Origin of the sequence: Rossellomorea aquimaris (assembly GCF_003315075.1) — a bacterium.
In the GTDB taxonomy this organism is placed as follows: domain Bacteria; phylum Bacillota; class Bacilli; order Bacillales; family Bacillaceae_B; genus Rossellomorea; species Rossellomorea aquimaris_C.
In genome coordinates this window covers 1-18,929 of record NZ_QNRJ01000015.1, presented here as the reverse complement: position 1 = coordinate 18,929, position 18,929 = coordinate 1, and the positions used below count along the sequence as shown (strand labels likewise).

Genomic DNA, 18,929 nt, shown 5'->3' with positions numbered 1-18,929 from the left:
GGTGAACGATCGTGAAAGAACCGATCATCTATGTTGTATCCGACTCGGTGGGTGAAACTGCTGAACTAGTCACAAAAGCGGCGATAAGCCAATTCAATGGTTCCAATACGGTCATTAAACGCTTTCCGTATGTAGAGGACTTAGAGCATATCGATGAAGTGATTTCCCTGGCGAAATTAAACCAGGGACTGATTGTGTACACTCTCGTAAAGCCGGATATGCGTGCGTATATTAAAAAAGAAGCTGAAAGAGAAGAATTGTACGCGTTTGATATTATCGGTCCATTAATGGATAAATATCAATCAGCTTACCAAAAGGAGCCGTTGTTCGAGCCGGGAACGGTAAGAAAGCTGGATGATGATTACTTCAAGAAAGTGGAAGCGATAGAGTTTGCCGTGAAGTATGATGATGGGCGGGACCCCCGGGGCATCCTTAGAGCGGATATTGTGCTTGTAGGCGTTTCCAGAACATCAAAGACGCCATTATCACAATATCTTGCACTGAAGAGGATTAAGGTGGCCAATGTACCACTTGTACCGGAAGTCGATCCACCAGAGGAATTATTTATGGTTTCTCCGAAGAAGTGCTTCGGATTAAAGATCAGTCCTGAGAAGTTGAATACGATTCGCCGGGAAAGATTAAAGTCATTGGGACTGAATGATCAGGCGAGCTATGCAAATATTCAACGCATTGAAGATGAGTTGAAATATTTCGAGAAAATAACCAATCGCATCGGTTGCCATGTGATTGACGTAACGAACAAAGCTGTAGAAGAAACAGCCAATGTCATTACGAATATCTATCAGCACTCAAGCAATTAACATTAAAAAAAGAATGATTCTTTCCCTCAATAAAAGGGGAAAGAATCATTCTTTTTTGTTGAATTGAAACGGAAACAATCAAAGCTTTCATAAATTGAGTTTTTATAGTGGTCAAACTTGTCCGATTATACTATAATAAAAAATTGTGATAAAAATATTTAAAATAGGTTTAGACTAAACCCTTAAGGAATAAACTAATTATTGTGATATGTCAAGTCTCGTCTCAATTAAAATTCGACAATTTTAATCAATTCTCCAGGAAAGTTCAAAAGAGAGAAGGATAATACGGAGTGATGTAGAATAGTTAGTATTAGCGAACATAAGTCTACCGTATATGTGGATGCAGATGCTTGCCCGGTAAAGCAGGAAATCATTAAAATTACCAGAGGATATGGCTTTGACGTTGTATTTGTTGCTTCTCATGCCCATAGAAAGAACACGCCTGACCAAGGCAGGTGGGTATATGTCGATAGTTCGAAAGAAGCGGCTGACTTATACATCATGAACCATGTCAGGGCACATGATGTACTCGTTACCCAGGATATTGGACTCGCGTCATTGGTTTTACCGAAAAAAGTTTATGCCCTCTCTCCCAGGGGAAAAGCCTACAGGGAAGAGAGTATAGTCACGGCACTCGATTATCGATACGTCGCAGCAAAAGAACGCCGTAGAGGAAACTATGGTAAAGGTCCTAAACCTTTTACAAATGAAGACAGAGAAACATTTTGTATATCCTTCGATAAAATCTTGTCGGAAATTGCAGGAGAATCGGAATAAGTACAGAATGGATTAAGAGGGTAAATAAAAACAGGTGATAAATCGTGTCTGAAAGAATCCCTGAAGATAAGTTAAATAAAATATTATCGTCAACCGATATCGTAGATGTCGTCAGTGACTATGTACAACTGAAAAAGCAGGGACGCAATTATTTTGGTTTGTGTCCGTTTCATGGAGAGAATACTCCATCTTTTTCTGTTTCCCCTGACAAACAAATATTTCATTGTTTCGGATGTGGGACCGGGGGAAATGCGTTTACGTTTCTAATGGATGTTGATGGTTTAAGCTTCCTCGAAGCAGCGCAAAAGCTCGGTTCTAAAGTAGGGGAAGAAATCTCCATACCGACATCTTCGTCTGAAAGGGAGCTTCCCCCTCAAGAAGATGAAAAGCAAATGATGGAAGCACATGGGTTATTAAGTAAATTTTACCATCATCTCCTTCTAAACACAAAAGAAGGTCAGGAAGCCCTCGAATATTTATTGGCTCGGGGGTTTACGACTGAAAGCATTACTAAATTTCAAATTGGGTGGTCACTTCCCAGCTGGGATTTCACGGTTAAGTTTCTTCAGAAACGAGGCTATTCCCTGGAGCTGATGGAAGCGGCAGGCTTACTCGTAAGAAGAGAAAGAGACAATTCTTTCTTGGATCGCTTCAGGGGAAGGATCATGTTTCCTATTGTTGATTCGAAAGGAAACACGGTCGCTTTTTCAGGAAGAAGCATCGATTCGGATGATGAACCGAAGTACTTAAACAGCCCGGAAACGAAAATTTTTAACAAAAGCAGCATTCTTTATAACTATCACGGCGCGCGTGCAATGATTAGAAGAAAACAGCAGGCGATTCTGTTTGAAGGATTTGCCGACGTCATATCAGCCAGTGAAGCAGAGGTGGAAAATGGCGTAGCCACTATGGGTACTTCATTAACTGAGCAGCAAATCGGACTGCTTAAACGCCTGACTGATTCCGTGGTCATTTGTTATGACGGTGATTCTGCTGGAGTGGAAGCCGCATTCCGGGCAGGAAATCTTCTTCACAAGCATCAGCTGAACATTCGTGTCGCGACAATACCGGAACAATTAGACCCTGATGACTACATTTCAAAATATGGACCAACAAGGTTTCAACAAGATGTAATAGGGGCAAGCTTAACGTTCATGGCATTTAAGCTTCGGTACTATAAGCTGAATAAAAACTTAAATGATGAAGGAGATCGCCTTAAGTATATAGAAGACATACTTAAGGAAATTACCCAACTCAGTAAAGCGGTTGAAAAAGATTATTATTTAAGGTATTTGGCAGATGAGTTCGAATTATCTCTTGAGGCTCTTCAACAGCAGCTCTTTGAACTGGAAGGCCCTGATAAACGGAATTCTAAACCGCCTAAACAGGTAGGTATGCAAGGTAATTTCTCCAGGCAGACTCAGTCTAAACTATTACCCGCTTACCAAACGGCTGAGAGAAGATTGATTGCCTATATGCTTAAGGACCCGAACATCGCTTATAAGATTCAGGAGTGGCTTGCAGGTACCAACCTTAATATTGATGAACATCAGGCTATTATTACTTATTTATTGGGTTATTATGAAGAAGGTCTACCTCCAAGTGCCAGTGCCTTTATCGGGTATCTTCCCGATGAGAGGTTAAGAAGGATCGTAACGGACATCGAAATGATGTCAATAAGCGAAGAAAGTACGGACCAGGAATTAGTAGATTATGTCAATCAGGTGTTAAAACATCAAAAGATGTTGAGAATAAAAGAAAAAGAAGTGGAAAGAAAAGAAGCAGAACGACTAAAGGATTACCGAAAAGAAGCACAAATAGCAATGGAAATCTTACAGCTGCGTAAGTCTCTATAAAGTTTTGTAAGGAAGTTGGAAGGAGGGGAACAAATGGCTGAAAAGTCAGCGCGTTCCAAACAAATAGCGTCAGAATTAACAGTTGATCAGGTAAAAGAATTTTTAGTTAACCAAGGTAAAAAAAGAGGGGTCCTCACATACGAAGATATTGCCGATAAATTATCAGGGTTTGAGTTAGATTCCGATCAAATGGATGAATTCTACGAACACTTAGGTGAACAAAGTGTAGAAATCATCAATGAAAATGATGAAGATGATGACCCGGGTGCTACTGAGTTAGAGAAAGAAGAGGAAGAAGAATTCAATCTGAATGATTTAAGCGTTCCTCCAGGAGTTAAAATAAATGATCCTGTTCGTATGTATCTGAAAGAAATTGGAAGAGTTGATCTTTTATCTGCAGAGGAAGAGATAAATCTTGCCAAGAGAATTGAAGAAGGCGATGAGGAAGCTAAGCGACGTCTTGCTGAGGCGAACCTGCGACTTGTTGTCAGTATTGCCAAACGTTACGTTGGTCGCGGTATGTTATTCTTAGACCTTATCCAGGAAGGAAATATGGGTCTGATTAAAGCGGTAGAAAAGTTTGATTATCGTAAAGGGTACAAATTCAGTACGTATGCAACTTGGTGGATTCGTCAAGCCATTACACGTGCGATCGCTGACCAGGCCAGAACGATTCGTATTCCGGTTCATATGGTTGAAACCATTAACAAACTTATTCGTGTGCAAAGACAGTTATTGCAAGACTTAGGGCGTGAACCGGCACCGGAAGAAATTGCAGAAGAAATGGATCTGACACCTGAAAAGGTTAGGGAAATCCTTAAGATTGCTCAAGAGCCAGTATCTCTTGAAACACCAATTGGTGAAGAAGACGATTCTCATCTTGGTGACTTCATTGAAGACGCAGAAGCTCAATCTCCTTCAGAACATGCTGCTTACGAACTATTAAAGGAACAGCTTGAAGATGTACTGGATACTTTAACAGATCGTGAAGAAAATGTTCTTCGTTTACGTTTTGGACTGGACGATGGCAGAACCCGCACACTTGAAGAAGTAGGGAAAGTCTTCGGTGTAACAAGGGAACGTATTCGTCAAATAGAAGCAAAAGCTCTTAGAAAACTGCGTCATCCAAGCAGAAGCAAACGATTAAAGGACTTTTTAGAATAGAAATCCCATTAACTGCCTCTATTGTGATAGAGGTGGTTTTTTTTGCTCGAAATAAAGGGTTTTCCATCACCTTTGACGAATGTAGCTAAAAGATTTAACAGATAAAGGTGTGACAGCTGTGAAAACAGTAAAGAATTCAAGAAAAGAATTGATTGTGAATGAAATACAACTTTGGAAGCAAGCCAATATGCTGCCAGAGCACTATTGTGACTATCTCCTTGCATTATATACCGAAGGAGATGGTATGGAACACAGTGATCAAAAGAATGTTAAAAAGAAGACCATGCTTAAAGACTTCGCTTCAATTTGTGCGATATTTATTTCATTATTTGTCATTTATTTTACTGAATTGTCAATCGTTTTGCAAACAACGATTTTGGCAAGTTTTGTCGGATTATTAGTAGTATCAGGAATTTATTATACTAAAAAACAATTATCACCTTTACTCTTGTATATGGCTGCCGCTTGTATACTTCTTCTGGCCTCCATGGAAATAACAGAAGAGCTATTCGGTGGGAGTTCTTTCGGAATGTACATAACCTTATTTCTGAACTGTTTCCTTTGGATCGGTGCAGGTTTGAAATGGAAGCTGGGGTATTTTTCCCTTTCAGGATTGGCAGGGGGAATCCTCCTAATTATTTTTATATTACTATAACTTCTGAAAATTTAAAAGTTTTTTAAAGTTGAGAAAATTCTCTATTCCCTTTTATAATAAGAATGAGAGCGCATTCATAGAGTGCAGTGATTATGTTTGAAAGCGCTATTATGGAAATGGAGTTAGGGCTTTCAGTCATCAAAGTTAGACAAGGGGGATAAGAATGAATTTTGACTTAACACAAGAACAAACAATGATTAAAAAGACAATCAGGGAATTCGCTGAAGAAGAAGTGGCTCCTGGTGCATTGGACCGGGACCGCACAAAGGAATTTCCTAAAGAAATTTTCAAGAAGCTTTCTGATCTGGGGATGATGGGACTTCCGTTTCCCGAGGAATATGGAGGAGCAGGTGCCGATACGGTCAGTTTCGCCATCGTAACCGAAGAGCTTAGCCGGGCTTGTGCTTCGACAGGTATTACGTACTCTGCGCATATTTCACTTGGAGGAGCACCCATTAACTTATTTGGTTCCCATGAACAAAAGCAGGAATACTTGACGCCAATCTGTACAGGGGAATCGTTTGGAGCTTTCGGCCTGACTGAACCCAATGCAGGTTCTGATGCAGGCGGCACCCAAACCACTGCAGAAGATAAAGGGGATAAATGGGTTATTAACGGTAACAAGTGCTATATTACCAATGCAAGTTATGCGAATCATCTCGCTTTAACAGCGATTACAGGTAGAAACAATGGGAACAAAGAAATTAGTGCGATAATCGTTCCGACTAAAGCAAAAGGATTTACGGTCATCGATAATTATGAAAAAATGGGGCTTCATTCATCGAACACGACTGAGTTGGTTCTTGAAGATGTAGAAGTGCCGAAGGAAAACCTGTTAGGTAAAGAAGGAGAAGGTTTTAAGCAGTTCCTTGTCACCCTGGACGGTGGAAGGATCGGAATCGGGGCCATGGCTGTCGGTGTGGCACAGGCTGCTTTTGATAAAGCACTGCAGTATTCCAAGGAAAGAAAGCAATTTGGCAAAACCTTATCACAATTTCAAGTCACTCAATTTAAGCTTGCTGATATGGCAATGAAGATTGAACTGGCAAGGAATATGGTTCATAAGGCAGCATGGTTGAAAGATCAGGGTAGACCATTTTCTAAAGAAGCATCGATGTGTAAGCTTTACGCTTCAGAAATCAGTATGGAAGTAGCTGATGAAGCCATTCAGATTCACGGTGGATACGGATACATGAAAGAATACCATGTGGAAAGATATCTGCGGGATGCCAAACTCCTTGAAATCGGAGAAGGTACCTCAGAAGTCCAGAGAATGGTCATTTCAAGGCTTATAGGATGTCAATAAGGTGAATGCACCATAACATCAATCAGGAGCTCTATTGGTCCTATCCGGGGCAATAGGGCTCTCCTCCTTTTAATGAAAACCCACCAAATTTCACACGAAATGTGTCTAATTTGTGAGAAAGATGGAAAAGTTAATTGATAGTACTTTTACTTTGTCGTTTTTTACAGTAAAATATAAAGTGTTGAAAAGAGCACTATTTTGGATGTTGTACATAAAGGAGGTTAAATCATGAATCGTAATCCAATCATTCCATTCGTACTGATCATGGCTCTTGGAATTGGTCTTGTTTTCTTCTTATCTTTAGAAGGCCTTAATAACGCTGACGAAAAAGCAAAAGAAGAAGGTTCCGGGGAAATGGAAGGTAAAGAAGGCGAACAGGCTTCAAGCGGGGAATTCGATCCGGAAGCTAAGTACAAAGAGTCTTGTATATCTTGTCATGGTGGAAACTATGAAGGTGGCGCCGGTCCTGCTCTAAAGGGAACAAAGCTGTCTAAAGACGAGATCAAAGAAACGATCAAAAACGGTAAAGGTATGATGCCGGCTGGTCTAGTAGAAGAAGGAAATCTGGATGCTATGGCAGACTGGATTAAGTCACTTAAATAATCAATGATTGAAAAAGGTTCTTTGTCTTTTGGGCAAAGGACTTTTTTTATCGTGTAAAGTTGGTTAGAATGATTATCGTATATGATTTATCCAATAAAAATGATTAAAGGTGAACGAATGAATATTCAACAGTTATCAAAACGACTAGAAACAGTTGTTTCATACATACCCAAGCAATCTAAAATCGCTGATATCGGTTCCGATCATGCATACTTACCGTGCTATGCCGTCAATAAAGGCATTGCGTCCTCTGCCATCGCAGGAGAAGTAGTGAAAGGGCCATATCTTTCTGCCAAGAAACAAGTGGAAGATGCCGAATTAACTCAAGAGGTCGAAGTAAGATTAGGGAATGGCCTGGAAGTGATTTCTCCAGGTGAAGTGGATTGTATTACGATTGCCGGAATGGGGGGCACATTGATTGCCTCTATCCTGGAGGCGGGTAAAGCAAAGCTGACCAATCAACCCAGGTTGGTCCTTCAGCCTAATGTGAGTTCAAGGTCCATCCGGACGTGGCTCATGGACAATGAATGGGACTTAATAGGGGAAGAAATTCTTGAAGAAGATGATAAGGTATATGAAATTCTAGTGGCGGAGAAAGGAAATCCGAGACGCCATTACTCTGGTGAGCTTGAAAAAGAGTTGCTGCTCGGTCCATTTTTGATAAAGGGGCGCAACGATGCATTTTTGAAAAAATGGAATCAGGAGCTTCATCAATGGAAGAATATATTGAATAACATGGAAAAAGCGGAAAAAACCGATGCGTTGGAAGAACGAAAACGGGAACTTATTCAAAAAATACAAATGGTGGAGGAGGTTCTTATCCCATGAAGACAGTAAACGGTCATGAGATCATTCAACTGTTTGAACAATTTTCACCAAAATATTTAGCAGAAGAAGGGGATCCGATTGGTCTTCAAATTGGTAAGCTGAACGAAAAGGTTGAGAATGTGATGATCACCTTGGATGTATTGGAGAATGTGGTGGATGAAGCCATTAAAAACAATGTGAAATTAATCATAGCCCACCACCCACCGCTCTTTCGTCCATTAAAGTCCCTGCAAACGGACACCTATCAGGGACGAATGATTGAGAAGTTAATCAAGCATGATATAGCCGTGTATGCGGCTCATACGAATCTTGATGTGGCGACGGGGGGAGTGAATGACCTTTTATCCGAAATGCTGCATTTGCAGGATACGTCTGTACTCGTCCCTACCCACCATGAGGAGCTCCGTAAATTGGTCGTTTATGTGCCAAAAGAAAACGCAAAGGAACTTCGAACAGCCCTTGGGAATTCAGGAGCCGGGCACATCGGAAACTATTCTCATTGCAGCTTCTCGACTGAAGGAAAGGGAAGATTCCTCCCTGAGGAGGGCACGAGCCCGCATATCGGGAAGCAAGGTTCCCTTGAGGAAGTAGCGGAAGAGAAGGTGGAAACGGTTTATCCTGTTTCTTTAGAGAAAAAAGTGTTGAAAGCGATGTTTACCCATCATCCTTATGAAGAAGTTGCCTATGATATCTATGCACTTGAAAACGAATCGCCTGCTTTAGGCCTGGGTAGAATCGGACATTTACAGAATGAGATGAGTCTTAAGGAATTTGCTTTAGTTGTGAAAGAAACATTTGGTATGGACGGAATCAGAGTCATTGGTGATGGGGAAGCGAAAGTGAAGAAAGTGGCAGTGCTTGGCGGAGATGGAAATAAGTTTATCGGGAAAGCGAAAAGACAGGGAGCGGATGTATTCGTCTCAGGCGATATTTATTACCACACCGCCCACGACGCCATGATGATGGGGCTGAATGTCGTTGATGCAGGACATCACATCGAAAAAGTCATGAAGGATGGAGTGGCCAGTCATTTAGCGGAAAAATCCTCGGAAAAAGGATATATCGTCAATATATTCGCGTCAAAAGCTGAAACCAACCCATTTACGTATATGTAAAGAGGAAAGGCCCCTTAAAATTTCTAAGGGGCCTTTCACTTTATTTTGTTCCCAATTTAGATTTTCGTACTTTAGGGAGAATTTTATTTATTGGAACATTTCGCTCTCTTGTCCAAGTGGATTCATCATGTGGGTTAAAAGCTTCAAGGAATTTAATGACTTCTTTTACGATTGGAGTAGGAGTGGATGCACCTGCTGTTACAGCAACGATGCCCGCATCTTTAATCCATTCTATATCCAATTCACTAATGTCGGAAATGCGATGTGCAGGAGTACCTGCGATATCCTTTGATACTTGAGCGAGCCGGTTGGAGTTATTACTCTTTGGATCTCCAACGACGATGAGAACATCTGCATCTCCAGCTTGTTCGGCAACTGCTTCTTGACGAACCTGGGTAGCCAGGCATATTTCTTTGTGCAGCTCAACGTGAGGATACATTTCCTTCACTTTATCCATCGTGTCCAATACATCCCACTGACTCATCGTCGTTTGATTGGTCACAATGATTTTTTCGTTTTCAATTGAAAGCTTTTCTACATCTTCTGCTGTTTCCACGAGATGTACGATCTCAGGTGCGACCCCGACAGCCCCTTCAGGCTCAGGATGTCCTTTTTTACCGATATAGATCACGTCATAGCCTTCCGCTTCTTTAGCTCGAATCAGATCATGGGTCTTCGTTACATCGGGACATGTTGCATCCAGTGTGACAAGTCCTTTTTGTTTGGCTATTTCTTTCACTTCGGGAGAGACTCCATGTGCCGTGAAGATAACCGTTCCTTCATTTACCTGTTCGATGATTTCTTTTCTGTTGCTGCCATCCAGGGTAATGATCCCGTCTTCTTCGAATGCGTCAGTCACATGCTTGTTGTGAACGATCATGCCTAAAATATAAATTGGACGAGGAAGCGATTTGTCTAATGCGGCGTTTCTTGCAATGACCATTGCATCTACAACACCGTAACAATAGCCTCTCGGGGTAATCTTAATAATTTCCATCTATGAATATCCTCCTACATGAGAAAAGGTTTTGTCTTCATTATAAAGGAGAACAGTCTTCCTGACAAAGAGAACGATAATAAAATGAACCTTTCCCTATCGAAATGCCTTGTTAGTGGCCGTCAAATAAAAAAATCCCTAAACAGGTGATTCGGTACCTTTAGGGATCCTGGCTTTAAATATACAGTTTGGGTTTTGAACCTGATTTAGACTTTGATGGCGCCTGGTTCTCATCAAGATCACTATCCCCTGAACTTTCTACCGGTGGTTTCTTTCTCTTTTTTTTCTTAACGGTGGATTCGACTTCAGGGATGTCGATATCCGCATCTTTTTCTTCGCTATTCCCGTCGTCGGACGCATCATCGGCAGACATATCTTTGAATCCACGATATAACTTCCATAGTGCCGGGATATTTTTCACCATAGGTCCATATTGTTGGAACATCGGACCCAGCTGTTGAGCGGTCTGGAGCAGTTGCTGTGAATTGGATAAAAATGAATTCACATTGCCGGGGTTCAATAGGCTCTGGAGGATTCCGCCAGCTGCCTGGGGAGATCGTTCAAAGCCAGACGAGTTGGAGGATGAATCCCCTCTGGAAAATTGTTGTAATAATCCTCCGCCGGCATTCTGATTATCACCCTTTTTAAGAAGCTTAGACAATAAACCACCTTTACCTGGCCCCCGGTTTCTTCCTCTCTGATTCATTCCCATATTGAATCCCTGATTTTGACGTTGTCCTCCAAATTGAAACGGAGGTGGCTGCGTCTGCCCCAGTCCAAAGCTGTTTCTCCCAGGCTGCTGCATTCCGAACCCGTTGAATCCCCGCTGCTGTCTCATTCCGAAAGGATTTCGCATATCCTGGCCCTGATTCCTCATTCTTCTAGGCGGCATAATGACAGCCTCCTTTCATTCGAATAAATTCCTCGTCAGTATAGAGTATGCAATAGGTGGAAAAAGGGTATTCATACAGTATCATCTCAAATTAAATAAAGTATGAACTAGATGTTTTGCCAAAAAAATATTATAATGGTTAGATGTTCTTTAAATATGACGCTTGCTAACGTTAAGATAAAATCACTCGCGATGATAAAGTGACCCGTAAATTTTATATATATCTATGGTGATGATGTGTACGAGAAGTCATCCATCCCGATGACAGCGTAAATAAAAGGATATTTTGATAAAAGGAGATGTAAGAATGAAAAAGAATTTATTTCTAAAATTCGGATTACAGTCTTTCATTAATGAAGCTGTAGAACAACTGGGTTTCTACGAACCAACAGAAATTCAAAAGAAAATGATCCCTCTGATTTTAAAAGGGCAAAGTGCGATAGGTCAATCCCAGACAGGAACGGGAAAAACACATTCATATCTATTACCGATCATTGAGAAGGTGAATGCAGATTCTGAACAGGTTCAAGCAGTCATTACTGCTCCAACCCGTGAACTGGCACAACAGATTTATCAAGAAGTACTAAAGATCACGAAAGATAGCAACATTGTTTCCCGTTGCTACATTGGTGGAACGGACAAGCAGAGAACGATTGAGAAATTAAAACACCAGCCTCATATTGTGGTTGGTACTCCTGGCCGGATCAATGATTTAGTGAAAGATCAAGCCTTATTTGTTCATACTGCCAGTCTACTGGTGATTGATGAAGCGGATCTGATGCTTGATATGGGATTCATTGAAGACGTGGATCAAATTGCCGCTAAGATGCCTGAAAAATTACAAATGCTTGTATTCTCTGCGACGATTCCAGAGAAACTGAAGCCATTCTTGAAAAAGTATATGGAAAATCCACAATATGCACATGTCGAGCCCGAGCAACTATCGGCTAAGAATATCCAACATGTGATCGTCCCTCTTAAGAGCCGTGATAAAATTAACTTATTGTACAATATTTTAGTGGATATTAATCCATATTTAGGCATCGTTTTCACCAATACAAAACAAAAAGCAGATGAAGTGGCAGATGCTTTGATCGCTAAAGGATTAAAGGTTGGACGTATTCACGGAGACCTTTCCCCGCGTGAGCGTAAGAAAATGATGAAGCAAACGAGAAACCTGGATTATCAGTACATCGTAGCGACTGATTTAGCAGCAAGAGGGATTGATATTGAAGGTGTAAGTCATATCATTAACTTCGAATTGCCACAAGACCTGGATTTCTATGTTCACCGTTCCGGCCGTACAGCGCGTGCCGGTAATAGCGGAATTGCCTATACCATATATACACCTTCGGATGAAGATGCATTGAATCGTCTGGAGAAGCTCGGAATCAGCTTTGCTCATCACGACATTAAGAAAGGGGAATGGTCTGAGTTACCACCCCTGAACAAACGTAAGAACCGTCAAAAATCGAATGTTAATGAGATTGATGAAAAAGCGAAATCTATGGTTCGGAAACCGAAAACCGTTAAGCCGGGCTATAAAAAGAAAATGCAATACAAAATGGACCAAATTAAGAAACGTGAGAGAAGAATGAAAAACAGAAATAAATAAGTGTTTTAACGTGATTCATTTGTACACATTCGATACAATATAGAGAGATTTTCTTAGGAGTTGAGAAGAATGGTTAAGATTGGATCCCATGTTTCAATGAGTGGTAAAAAAATGCTATTAGCTTCCAGTGAGGAAGCCGTTTCCTATGGAGCTAATACATTTATGATTTATACAGGTGCACCTCAAAATACGAGAAGAAAAAAGATCGAAGACTTAAATATTGAAGCGGGTATCGCTCACATGAAAGAAAATGGGATAGAGGATATTGTTGTTCATGCTCCCTATATCATTAACATCGGAAATACGACGAACCCTGCTACATTTGAATTAGGTGTCAATTTCCTCCGTTCTGAAATCGAGCGCACAGAAGCTCTGGGAGCGGGGCAGATTGTGCTTCACCCGGGTGCTCATGTGGGTGCAGGAGCAGATAAGGGGATTGAAAAGATCATTGAAGGTCTGAATGAAGTACTGACCAAAGACCATAAAGTGCAAATTGCATTGGAAACAATGGCAGGGAAGGGTTCAGAATGTGGAAGATCTTTTGAGGAATTAGCACAAATCATCAATGGAGTAGAACTGAATGACCGTCTTTCTGTTTGCTTCGATACTTGTCACACCCATGATGCAGGATATGATATTGTTGAAGATTTCGATGGAGTCCTGGAAGAATTCGATAAGATCGTCGGGATTGACCGCTTAAAGGTTCTTCACATTAACGATAGTAAGAATGTACGTGGAGCAAGTAAAGATCGCCATGAAAATATAGGATTCGGACATATCGGATTCAAAGCACTGAATTATATTGTGCATCATCCACAGCTGCAAGAGGTCCCTAAGATTCTGGAAACACCATATGTAGGGGAAGATAAGAAAAATAAAAAACCTCCTTACAAGTTCGAAATTGACATGCTTCAGAATCAAACATTCGATGAAGGTGTATTAACGAAAATACTGAATCAATAAAAAAAGGCAATAGAGGAGGTCATCTCTCATCAATAGGGACGCCTCCTCTTCTTTTACTATCTGATGAGCTGCAAAAAGAGTTGGTTGATTTCCTTCGCCTTGGCAGGTCCTATGATCCTGGCTAAGTCCTTCACCAATTTACTGCGCTTCTTGTCATCAAAAATATTGATGTTCTTTCCTTTAACACTAGCGACGATGCTTGTTGCCTGCTGGGACGTCAATGAAATGTTATATTGATTCGCGTACTTTAATAATTCATCATTTGTGATATTGTTGATTTTGTGATTAATCACGTTTTGTAATAGCTTCATGTTTATCACTCCTCAACAGATACATATGTAACTCCTGATCAGAAAGTGACATTTTTATAAGAAAATAAAGTGAAAGGAAAGGAATTGACGATGACTCAAAGAGTACATAAAAAAGAAAGTCCCCTTCATTTTATTTACCGATTGATCTTTATTACGATTGGAGCAGCCTTAGCTGCTATATCCATTGAGTTGTTCCTTGTTCCAAATAATATCATCGATGGTGGAATTATTGGTGTTTCGCTGATTTTGGATTATTTAGTTTCAGACACCATTCCATTTGTAAACTTTGCAACCCTGCTGGTTTTTTTAAACCTCCCTTTCATGTATTACGGGTATAAACATATCGGGAAGACCTTTGTCGTTTCTTCTCTGTTTGCCATTATAGCGCTGGCAGGTATTGAAAGCCTTTTACACCATATTGAACCGTTTGTAACAGAGAAAGTGTTAGCCACTGTTTTTGGAGGATTGACCCTTGGGGTTGGGGTCGGCCTTGTGATACGTCATGGTGGATCTTTGGATGGAACTGAAATCCTTGGTATCCTTTTAACGAAGAAGCTTCCGTTTTCAGTCGGGGAGTTTGTTATGTTCATCAATATTTTCATTTTCGCCTGGGCAGCATTTGTCTTCGGGCTTGAAGAAGCGATGTATTCCGTTATGACCTACTATATAGCCTTTAAAACGATTGATACGGTCATTCAGGGAATGGATGAAACGAAGGCGGTTATCATTGTTTCTGACCATTACCTGGATGTATCCGACGCTATACTTAAAAGACTTGGCAGGGGAACAACCATGTTAAAGGGGCGTGGAGGTTACACAGATAATGATAAAGAGGTCATTTATGTCGTGGTCACGAGACTTGAAGTAACAAAATTGAAATCCATTGTTTCTGATGTAGACCCCAATGCATTCATTACGATTATGAGTACACAGGAAACAAAGGGTGCACGATTTAAGTCTGCCATTCATTAATGCAGCATGGAGTAAAGGACTGCTCACTCAAATCGAGCAGTCCTTTTATTATGGTATCGGGGTATGAATATTTACAATTGTGCACCCATCATGTATACTACCCTATGTACTTTTAAATCGTAATGATTCTTATAAAGAGAGATGATTAAAATGGATACGATAAATCCTATTATTAAAATAGAAGATGTGAATTTCAGGTATGAGCGGGAAAGAGTGCTCGAGGATATTAACCTAAGCATCCCCAGGGGGGCCTTCCTTGGGATCGTCGGACCTAACGGTTCAGGAAAATCGACCTTACTTAAGCTTGTTTTGGGCCTTTTACGAGTGAAACAAGGGAATATTGAGCTATTTGGGATCCCCCAGCATAAATTCAAACAATGGGATCGCATAGGGTTTGTTTCCCAGAAGGCCAATAGCTTCAATACAGGTTTTCCAGCCACGGTTTATGAGGTGGTAGCGAGCGGATTAGCGAAAAAAGCAGGTTTGTTCAAGAGGATTTCATCAAAATATAAACAAGATGTTCATGGAGCCATAGAATCAGTTGGGATGAGTCAATTCGCTAAACGTAATATTGGAGAGTTATCAGGAGGACAACAGCAAAGGGTGTTCATTGCCCGGGCGCTCGTCAGCCAGCCTGATGTATTGATTCTTGATGAACCCACAGTGGGAGTGGACAGTCAAAACGTCCAAAACTTCTATGATATGTTAGAATCCTTAAATAAAGATTTAGGGATTACACTCGTTTTTGTCACTCATGACATAGGATCGATTTCGAACAAAGTGACTCATGTCGCTTGTTTAAATAAACATTTACATTTCCATGGCAAAACAGAAGAGTTTGAAAAGCTAAAAGAAAATCAGCTTTCCTCTTTTTATGGTCATGATGTACATTTCTTAAATCATGATCATGAACATCATCATTCATGATCGGTTGGAGGGAAGACAATGCTTCAAGCTATTTTTCAATATGAATTTTTACAAAATGCATTTCTGACGGGGATACTCATTGGAATCATCGCCCCCTTATTAGGAGCATTCATCGTTGTAAGGAGGCTCTCTTTAATTGCGGATGCCTTGAGTCACGTCACTCTGTCAGGTATTGCAGCGAGCCTGTATGTAAGTAAAACGATACCTGCTTTTTCGGGGTTGAACCCACTCTATTTGGGAATGGTATTCTCTGTCATGGGTTCCTTGTTCATTGAGCGTTTGCGTATGTTATATAAGCACTATCAGGAGCTTGCGATTCCGATCATCCTATCTGGCGGAATCGGGATAGGGGTCATCTTCATTTCTCTGGCAGACGGCTTTAATACAGATTTATTTAGTTATTTGTTTGGAAGTGTCAGCGCAGTCAGCAGAGGGGATTTGTATCTGATTGGGGGAATCAGCGTCCTTGTCATCAGCGTGATTATCTTGCTGTATAAGGAATTGTTTCTTTTATCCTTTGATGAAGATCATGCAAAGGCGTCAGGTATCCCCGCTAAGGCAATTCACTTTATCTTTATGGTCATGGTGGCTCTTGTGATTGCCGCTTCCATGCGCATCGTCGGGATCCTGCTGGTTTCGTCTCTTATGACATTACCGGTAGCTGCAAGTATCAGGATTGCCAATGGATTTAAGCAAACGATTGGGTTTTCACTGTTATTCGGTGAAGTTTCTGTTATTGTTGGATTGATCAGTGCGTTCTATTTGAATCTTGCACCAGGTGGTACGATTGTCATGACGGCTATTTTAATCCTTCTCATTACAATTGTGATGAAAAAAATAAGAACGTCGAGTCATTCTTCTAAAGTTGAGGTGTAGGAAATGAATGTAACGGAAGCAATGGACCTGTTAAAATCAAAAGGATATAAGCATACGGGAAAACGGGAGCAATTACTTGAACTGTTTTCCAGCTCGAATAAATATTTGACGGCCAGGGATGTATTAGAAAACATGAAGGCTGATTACCCTGGGCTCAGTTTTGATACAATTTACCGTAATTTGAGCTTGTTTGTTGAACTTGAGATCTTGGAAGAGACTGAACTCTCAGGCGAAAGACATTTTCGATTTACATGCGAAAGTCATCACCATCATCATCACTTCATTTGTATGGATTGTGGAAAAACGAAAGAAATTCACACATGTCCCATGGAAACATTAAAAGAAAATTTAACGGATACAGGGTATGATATATCCGGCCATAAATTCGAAATATATGGTAAATGTCCTCAATGTCAGTAGAGAGATCCTTTTTAGGGTCTCTTTTTTCTTGGCTCCTTTGGAAAAGTTTGTTGTTTTATTACATAAGATCTGCTTGTTGCTCTGTCAACAAGTGTGTGCTTAGATGGTGAGGGGAACCGCTTCGCTTTCCGCGGACGTTCGGCCGAGCCTCCTCAGCTTCGCTTCCGGGGTCTCGGCACGCCCGTACTTCCGCAGGAGTCTACGCAGTTCCCTTTCCATCTTTAAGAGGTTTTCGTGACAGAGCTAAAAGGTGTCAAAAAACTAACTAAATTGGAAAACAGCCTTTTTAAAGAAATTTTACGCCTTTCTAGAACCCTGAGGCTTGATTGATAATTGAAATAATTATTTTTTGTATTAGCACAGAGTGGATTGTAGCGGAAGGCACTTGACTCCTGCGGGAAATAGAGGAAAGGTCGAGACCCCACAGACGGAACGTCGAGGAGGCTCGACTTCCTCCCCGCGGAAAGCAAGTGCCTGGAGCGGAAAGGAACGGTCCATGTTTTCACACTACCACTCATGATAAATTTGTTTTTCTTGGAAGTCTTTTTCTTTTATTGAAATGTCCAGAGTTTAAGTGAAGGTAAAAGAGGGAAAAAATGCAATTATAGAGAAGGAATGGAGAGGAGATACAGCCATGGAAACAGTCCCTTTTACGCACTGCCCAACGAATAAAAAAAACTGTGTAAGCACAATTGATCTCACATCATATCATCGAATAGCACCACTTCCCATCAGTGACAGCACAGAAGATGCGAAGACGAGAATCCGCAACACCTTAAGCAAGTTCGATCATGTAGAAATCAAAGAAGAAAAGTCACATTATGTACATGCGGTTTTCACATCAAAGTGGTTGAAATTCAAAGATGACCTGGAACTCTATATTGATGAAAGCACCAACCTTCTACATATCAAGTCAGGTTCACGCCTCGGATATTATGATTTTAAAGTGAATCGGAAACGGGTGGAGCAATTTAAAAAGTTATTCAATAAATAATGGAAAAAGCCTCTTACGATTAGAGGCTTTTTCCTATGATTCATTTTGAAGCCAGGCTTGAACCCAGGAGTTCGCTTCCTGCCAGTCGTTTACGCGAATGACTCCATCAGGGATCGGTTTTTGATTGTATGGTGTGTTGAATAACAGAACGGGAATCGATAGTTCTTCAGAAATCGCTACAGCATTATCATGTTTATCTTCAAAGAAAATATCGACACCGTGTTTTTTTGCTGTTGAAATTTTGTCATGTGAGCCAATTAATTCGATGTGATGATACATCAAATCTTGTGAATTAAACCATTCTTTCGTTAATTGGATGAGATCGGATCTTCTTGCACTTATAAAATAAAGCTCATGTATTTCTTTCCATTGATCCAATATTTTCTTTGCGCCGGGAGCTAGTGGAGATTCTTTGTAAATGGTTGGTTCTGCTTCCTTAAACCATTTCCCGAAAGTTTGAGGTGAAATATTCAGAACTTCTGTCAGCTCGTATTGGGTGATGTCTTGTAAGGTTAAATTCAACTTAAAATAATCATTTATGTGAGGCAGTAAAGATTCAGGTGACGTAACTGTCCCATCAATATCTATTCCAAAACGTTTCATTCTTTATCATGCTCCTCTTTATAAAAACTCCTTCAAGTTTATCACATTTCTGACCAGTAGATAAACGATGTTTACAAAAGGTTCTTTTCGCAAAGATTGTTGTCTTTACATAATATCTGTCTTGGCTCTGTCCATTAGTGTGTGCTGGATGGTGAGGGGAACTGCTCCGCTTTCCGCGGACGTTCGGCCGAGCCTCCTCAGCTTCGCTTCCGGGGTCTCGGCACGCCCGTACTT

The 18,929-nt window shown here is 40.8% G+C and carries 20 protein-coding genes; 16 read left to right on the top strand and 4 right to left on the bottom strand.

From position 1 onward, the window contains the following. The first annotated feature begins 8 nt into the window (after nucleotides 1–8). The 9 genes from DET59_RS15935 (at nucleotide 9) to DET59_RS15895 (ending at nucleotide 9,125) form a co-directional block, all read left to right on the top strand. Nucleotides 9–821 carry a pyruvate, water dikinase regulatory protein gene (locus DET59_RS15935; protein ID WP_113970612.1) on the top strand — a complete coding sequence of 271 codons (813 nt, stop codon included), beginning with the start codon at nucleotides 9–11 and terminating at the stop codon, nucleotides 819–821. Between the two features lie 336 nt (nucleotides 822–1,157). Continuing rightward, complete coding sequence (locus tag DET59_RS15930; protein WP_113970611.1) at nucleotides 1,158–1,598, top strand: YaiI/YqxD family protein; 441 nt, start codon at nucleotides 1,158–1,160, stop codon at nucleotides 1,596–1,598. Nucleotides 1,599–1,642: 44 nt separating this feature from the next. Further along, the gene (dnaG, locus tag DET59_RS15925; protein WP_113970610.1) at nucleotides 1,643–3,454 is read left to right on the top strand and encodes a DNA primase; all 1,812 of its coding nucleotides are present in this window, start codon (nucleotides 1,643–1,645) and stop codon (nucleotides 3,452–3,454) included. A 33-nt stretch (nucleotides 3,455–3,487) separates the two neighbouring features. Then, nucleotides 3,488–4,618, top strand: coding sequence for an RNA polymerase sigma factor RpoD (rpoD, locus tag DET59_RS15920; RefSeq protein ID WP_113970609.1), 1,131 nt, complete (start codon nucleotides 3,488–3,490; stop codon nucleotides 4,616–4,618). 118 nt (nucleotides 4,619–4,736) lie between these two features. Continuing rightward, entirely contained in the window at nucleotides 4,737–5,273 is a 537-nt protein-coding gene (locus tag DET59_RS15915) for a hypothetical protein (protein WP_113970608.1), read from the top strand. A gap of 163 nt (nucleotides 5,274–5,436) precedes the next feature. Beyond that, a complete protein-coding gene (locus tag DET59_RS15910) occupies nucleotides 5,437–6,579 on the top strand; it encodes an acyl-CoA dehydrogenase (protein ID WP_113970607.1) in 1,143 nt (380 codons plus the stop codon). A gap of 228 nt (nucleotides 6,580–6,807) precedes the next feature. Next, complete coding sequence (cccA, locus tag DET59_RS15905) at nucleotides 6,808–7,182, top strand: cytochrome c550 (RefSeq protein ID WP_113970606.1); 375 nt, start codon at nucleotides 6,808–6,810, stop codon at nucleotides 7,180–7,182. A gap of 117 nt (nucleotides 7,183–7,299) precedes the next feature. Beyond that, nucleotides 7,300–8,010 carry a tRNA (adenine(22)-N(1))-methyltransferase gene (locus tag DET59_RS15900; RefSeq protein WP_113970605.1) on the top strand — a complete coding sequence of 237 codons (711 nt, stop codon included), beginning with the start codon at nucleotides 7,300–7,302 and terminating at the stop codon, nucleotides 8,008–8,010. Beyond that, nucleotides 8,007–9,125 carry a Nif3-like dinuclear metal center hexameric protein gene (locus DET59_RS15895; RefSeq protein ID WP_113970604.1) on the top strand — a complete coding sequence of 373 codons (1,119 nt, stop codon included), beginning with the start codon at nucleotides 8,007–8,009 and terminating at the stop codon, nucleotides 9,123–9,125. Before DET59_RS15900 ends, DET59_RS15895 begins: the two co-directional genes overlap by 4 nt. A 40-nt stretch (nucleotides 9,126–9,165) precedes the next feature. Here the strand turns inward: DET59_RS15895 and DET59_RS15890 are convergent, their stop codons facing one another. After that, on the bottom strand, nucleotides 9,166–10,122 hold the full coding sequence (locus DET59_RS15890; RefSeq protein WP_113970603.1) for a 4-hydroxy-3-methylbut-2-enyl diphosphate reductase: 957 nt from the start codon (nucleotides 10,120–10,122) through the stop codon (nucleotides 9,166–9,168). 175 nt (nucleotides 10,123–10,297) lie between these two features. Further along, complete coding sequence (locus tag DET59_RS15885; RefSeq protein WP_258549703.1) at nucleotides 10,298–11,014, bottom strand: YqfQ family protein; 717 nt, start codon at nucleotides 11,012–11,014, stop codon at nucleotides 10,298–10,300. 307 nt (nucleotides 11,015–11,321) lie between these two features. Here DET59_RS15885 and DET59_RS15880 point away from each other — a divergent pair, with 307 nt between their 5' ends. Both DET59_RS15880 and DET59_RS15875 read left to right on the top strand, forming a co-directional pair. Beyond that, nucleotides 11,322–12,629, top strand: coding sequence for a DEAD/DEAH box helicase (locus tag DET59_RS15880; RefSeq protein WP_113970602.1), 1,308 nt, complete (start codon nucleotides 11,322–11,324; stop codon nucleotides 12,627–12,629). A gap of 69 nt (nucleotides 12,630–12,698) precedes the next feature. Further along, complete coding sequence (locus tag DET59_RS15875) at nucleotides 12,699–13,592, top strand: deoxyribonuclease IV (protein WP_113970601.1); 894 nt, start codon at nucleotides 12,699–12,701, stop codon at nucleotides 13,590–13,592. A 56-nt stretch (nucleotides 13,593–13,648) separates the two neighbouring features. Here DET59_RS15875 and DET59_RS15870 read toward each other — a convergent pair whose 3' ends face one another. Next, nucleotides 13,649–13,903, bottom strand: a complete 255-nt coding sequence (locus tag DET59_RS15870; RefSeq protein ID WP_113970600.1) for a DUF2624 domain-containing protein — start codon at nucleotides 13,901–13,903, stop codon at nucleotides 13,649–13,651. Between the two features lie 90 nt (nucleotides 13,904–13,993). Here DET59_RS15870 and DET59_RS15865 point away from each other — a divergent pair, with 90 nt between their 5' ends. The 5 genes from DET59_RS15865 (at nucleotide 13,994) to DET59_RS15845 (ending at nucleotide 18,092) form a co-directional block, all read left to right on the top strand. Then, nucleotides 13,994–14,875: a YitT family protein gene (locus DET59_RS15865; RefSeq protein ID WP_113970599.1), complete on the top strand. Its 882-nt coding sequence runs from the start codon at nucleotides 13,994–13,996 to the stop codon at nucleotides 14,873–14,875. A gap of 150 nt (nucleotides 14,876–15,025) precedes the next feature. Further along, nucleotides 15,026–15,802 carry a metal ABC transporter ATP-binding protein gene (locus DET59_RS15860; RefSeq protein WP_113970598.1) on the top strand — a complete coding sequence of 259 codons (777 nt, stop codon included), beginning with the start codon at nucleotides 15,026–15,028 and terminating at the stop codon, nucleotides 15,800–15,802. A gap of 18 nt (nucleotides 15,803–15,820) precedes the next feature. Beyond that, nucleotides 15,821–16,678: a metal ABC transporter permease gene (locus tag DET59_RS15855; RefSeq protein WP_113970597.1), complete on the top strand. Its 858-nt coding sequence runs from the start codon at nucleotides 15,821–15,823 to the stop codon at nucleotides 16,676–16,678. Between the two features lie 3 nt (nucleotides 16,679–16,681). Then, nucleotides 16,682–17,098 (top strand): Fur family transcriptional regulator, encoded by a 417-nt coding sequence (locus tag DET59_RS15850; RefSeq protein ID WP_113970596.1) that lies wholly within the window; start codon nucleotides 16,682–16,684, stop codon nucleotides 17,096–17,098. A 634-nt stretch (nucleotides 17,099–17,732) separates the two neighbouring features. Beyond that, on the top strand, nucleotides 17,733–18,092 hold the full coding sequence (locus tag DET59_RS15845; RefSeq protein WP_113970595.1) for a DUF1499 domain-containing protein: 360 nt from the start codon (nucleotides 17,733–17,735) through the stop codon (nucleotides 18,090–18,092). Nucleotides 18,093–18,125: 33 nt separating this feature from the next. Here the strand turns inward: DET59_RS15845 and DET59_RS15840 are convergent, their stop codons facing one another. After that, nucleotides 18,126–18,695: a hypothetical protein gene (locus tag DET59_RS15840; RefSeq protein WP_113970594.1), complete on the bottom strand. Its 570-nt coding sequence runs from the start codon at nucleotides 18,693–18,695 to the stop codon at nucleotides 18,126–18,128. Nucleotides 18,696–18,929: the final 234 nt, after the last annotated feature.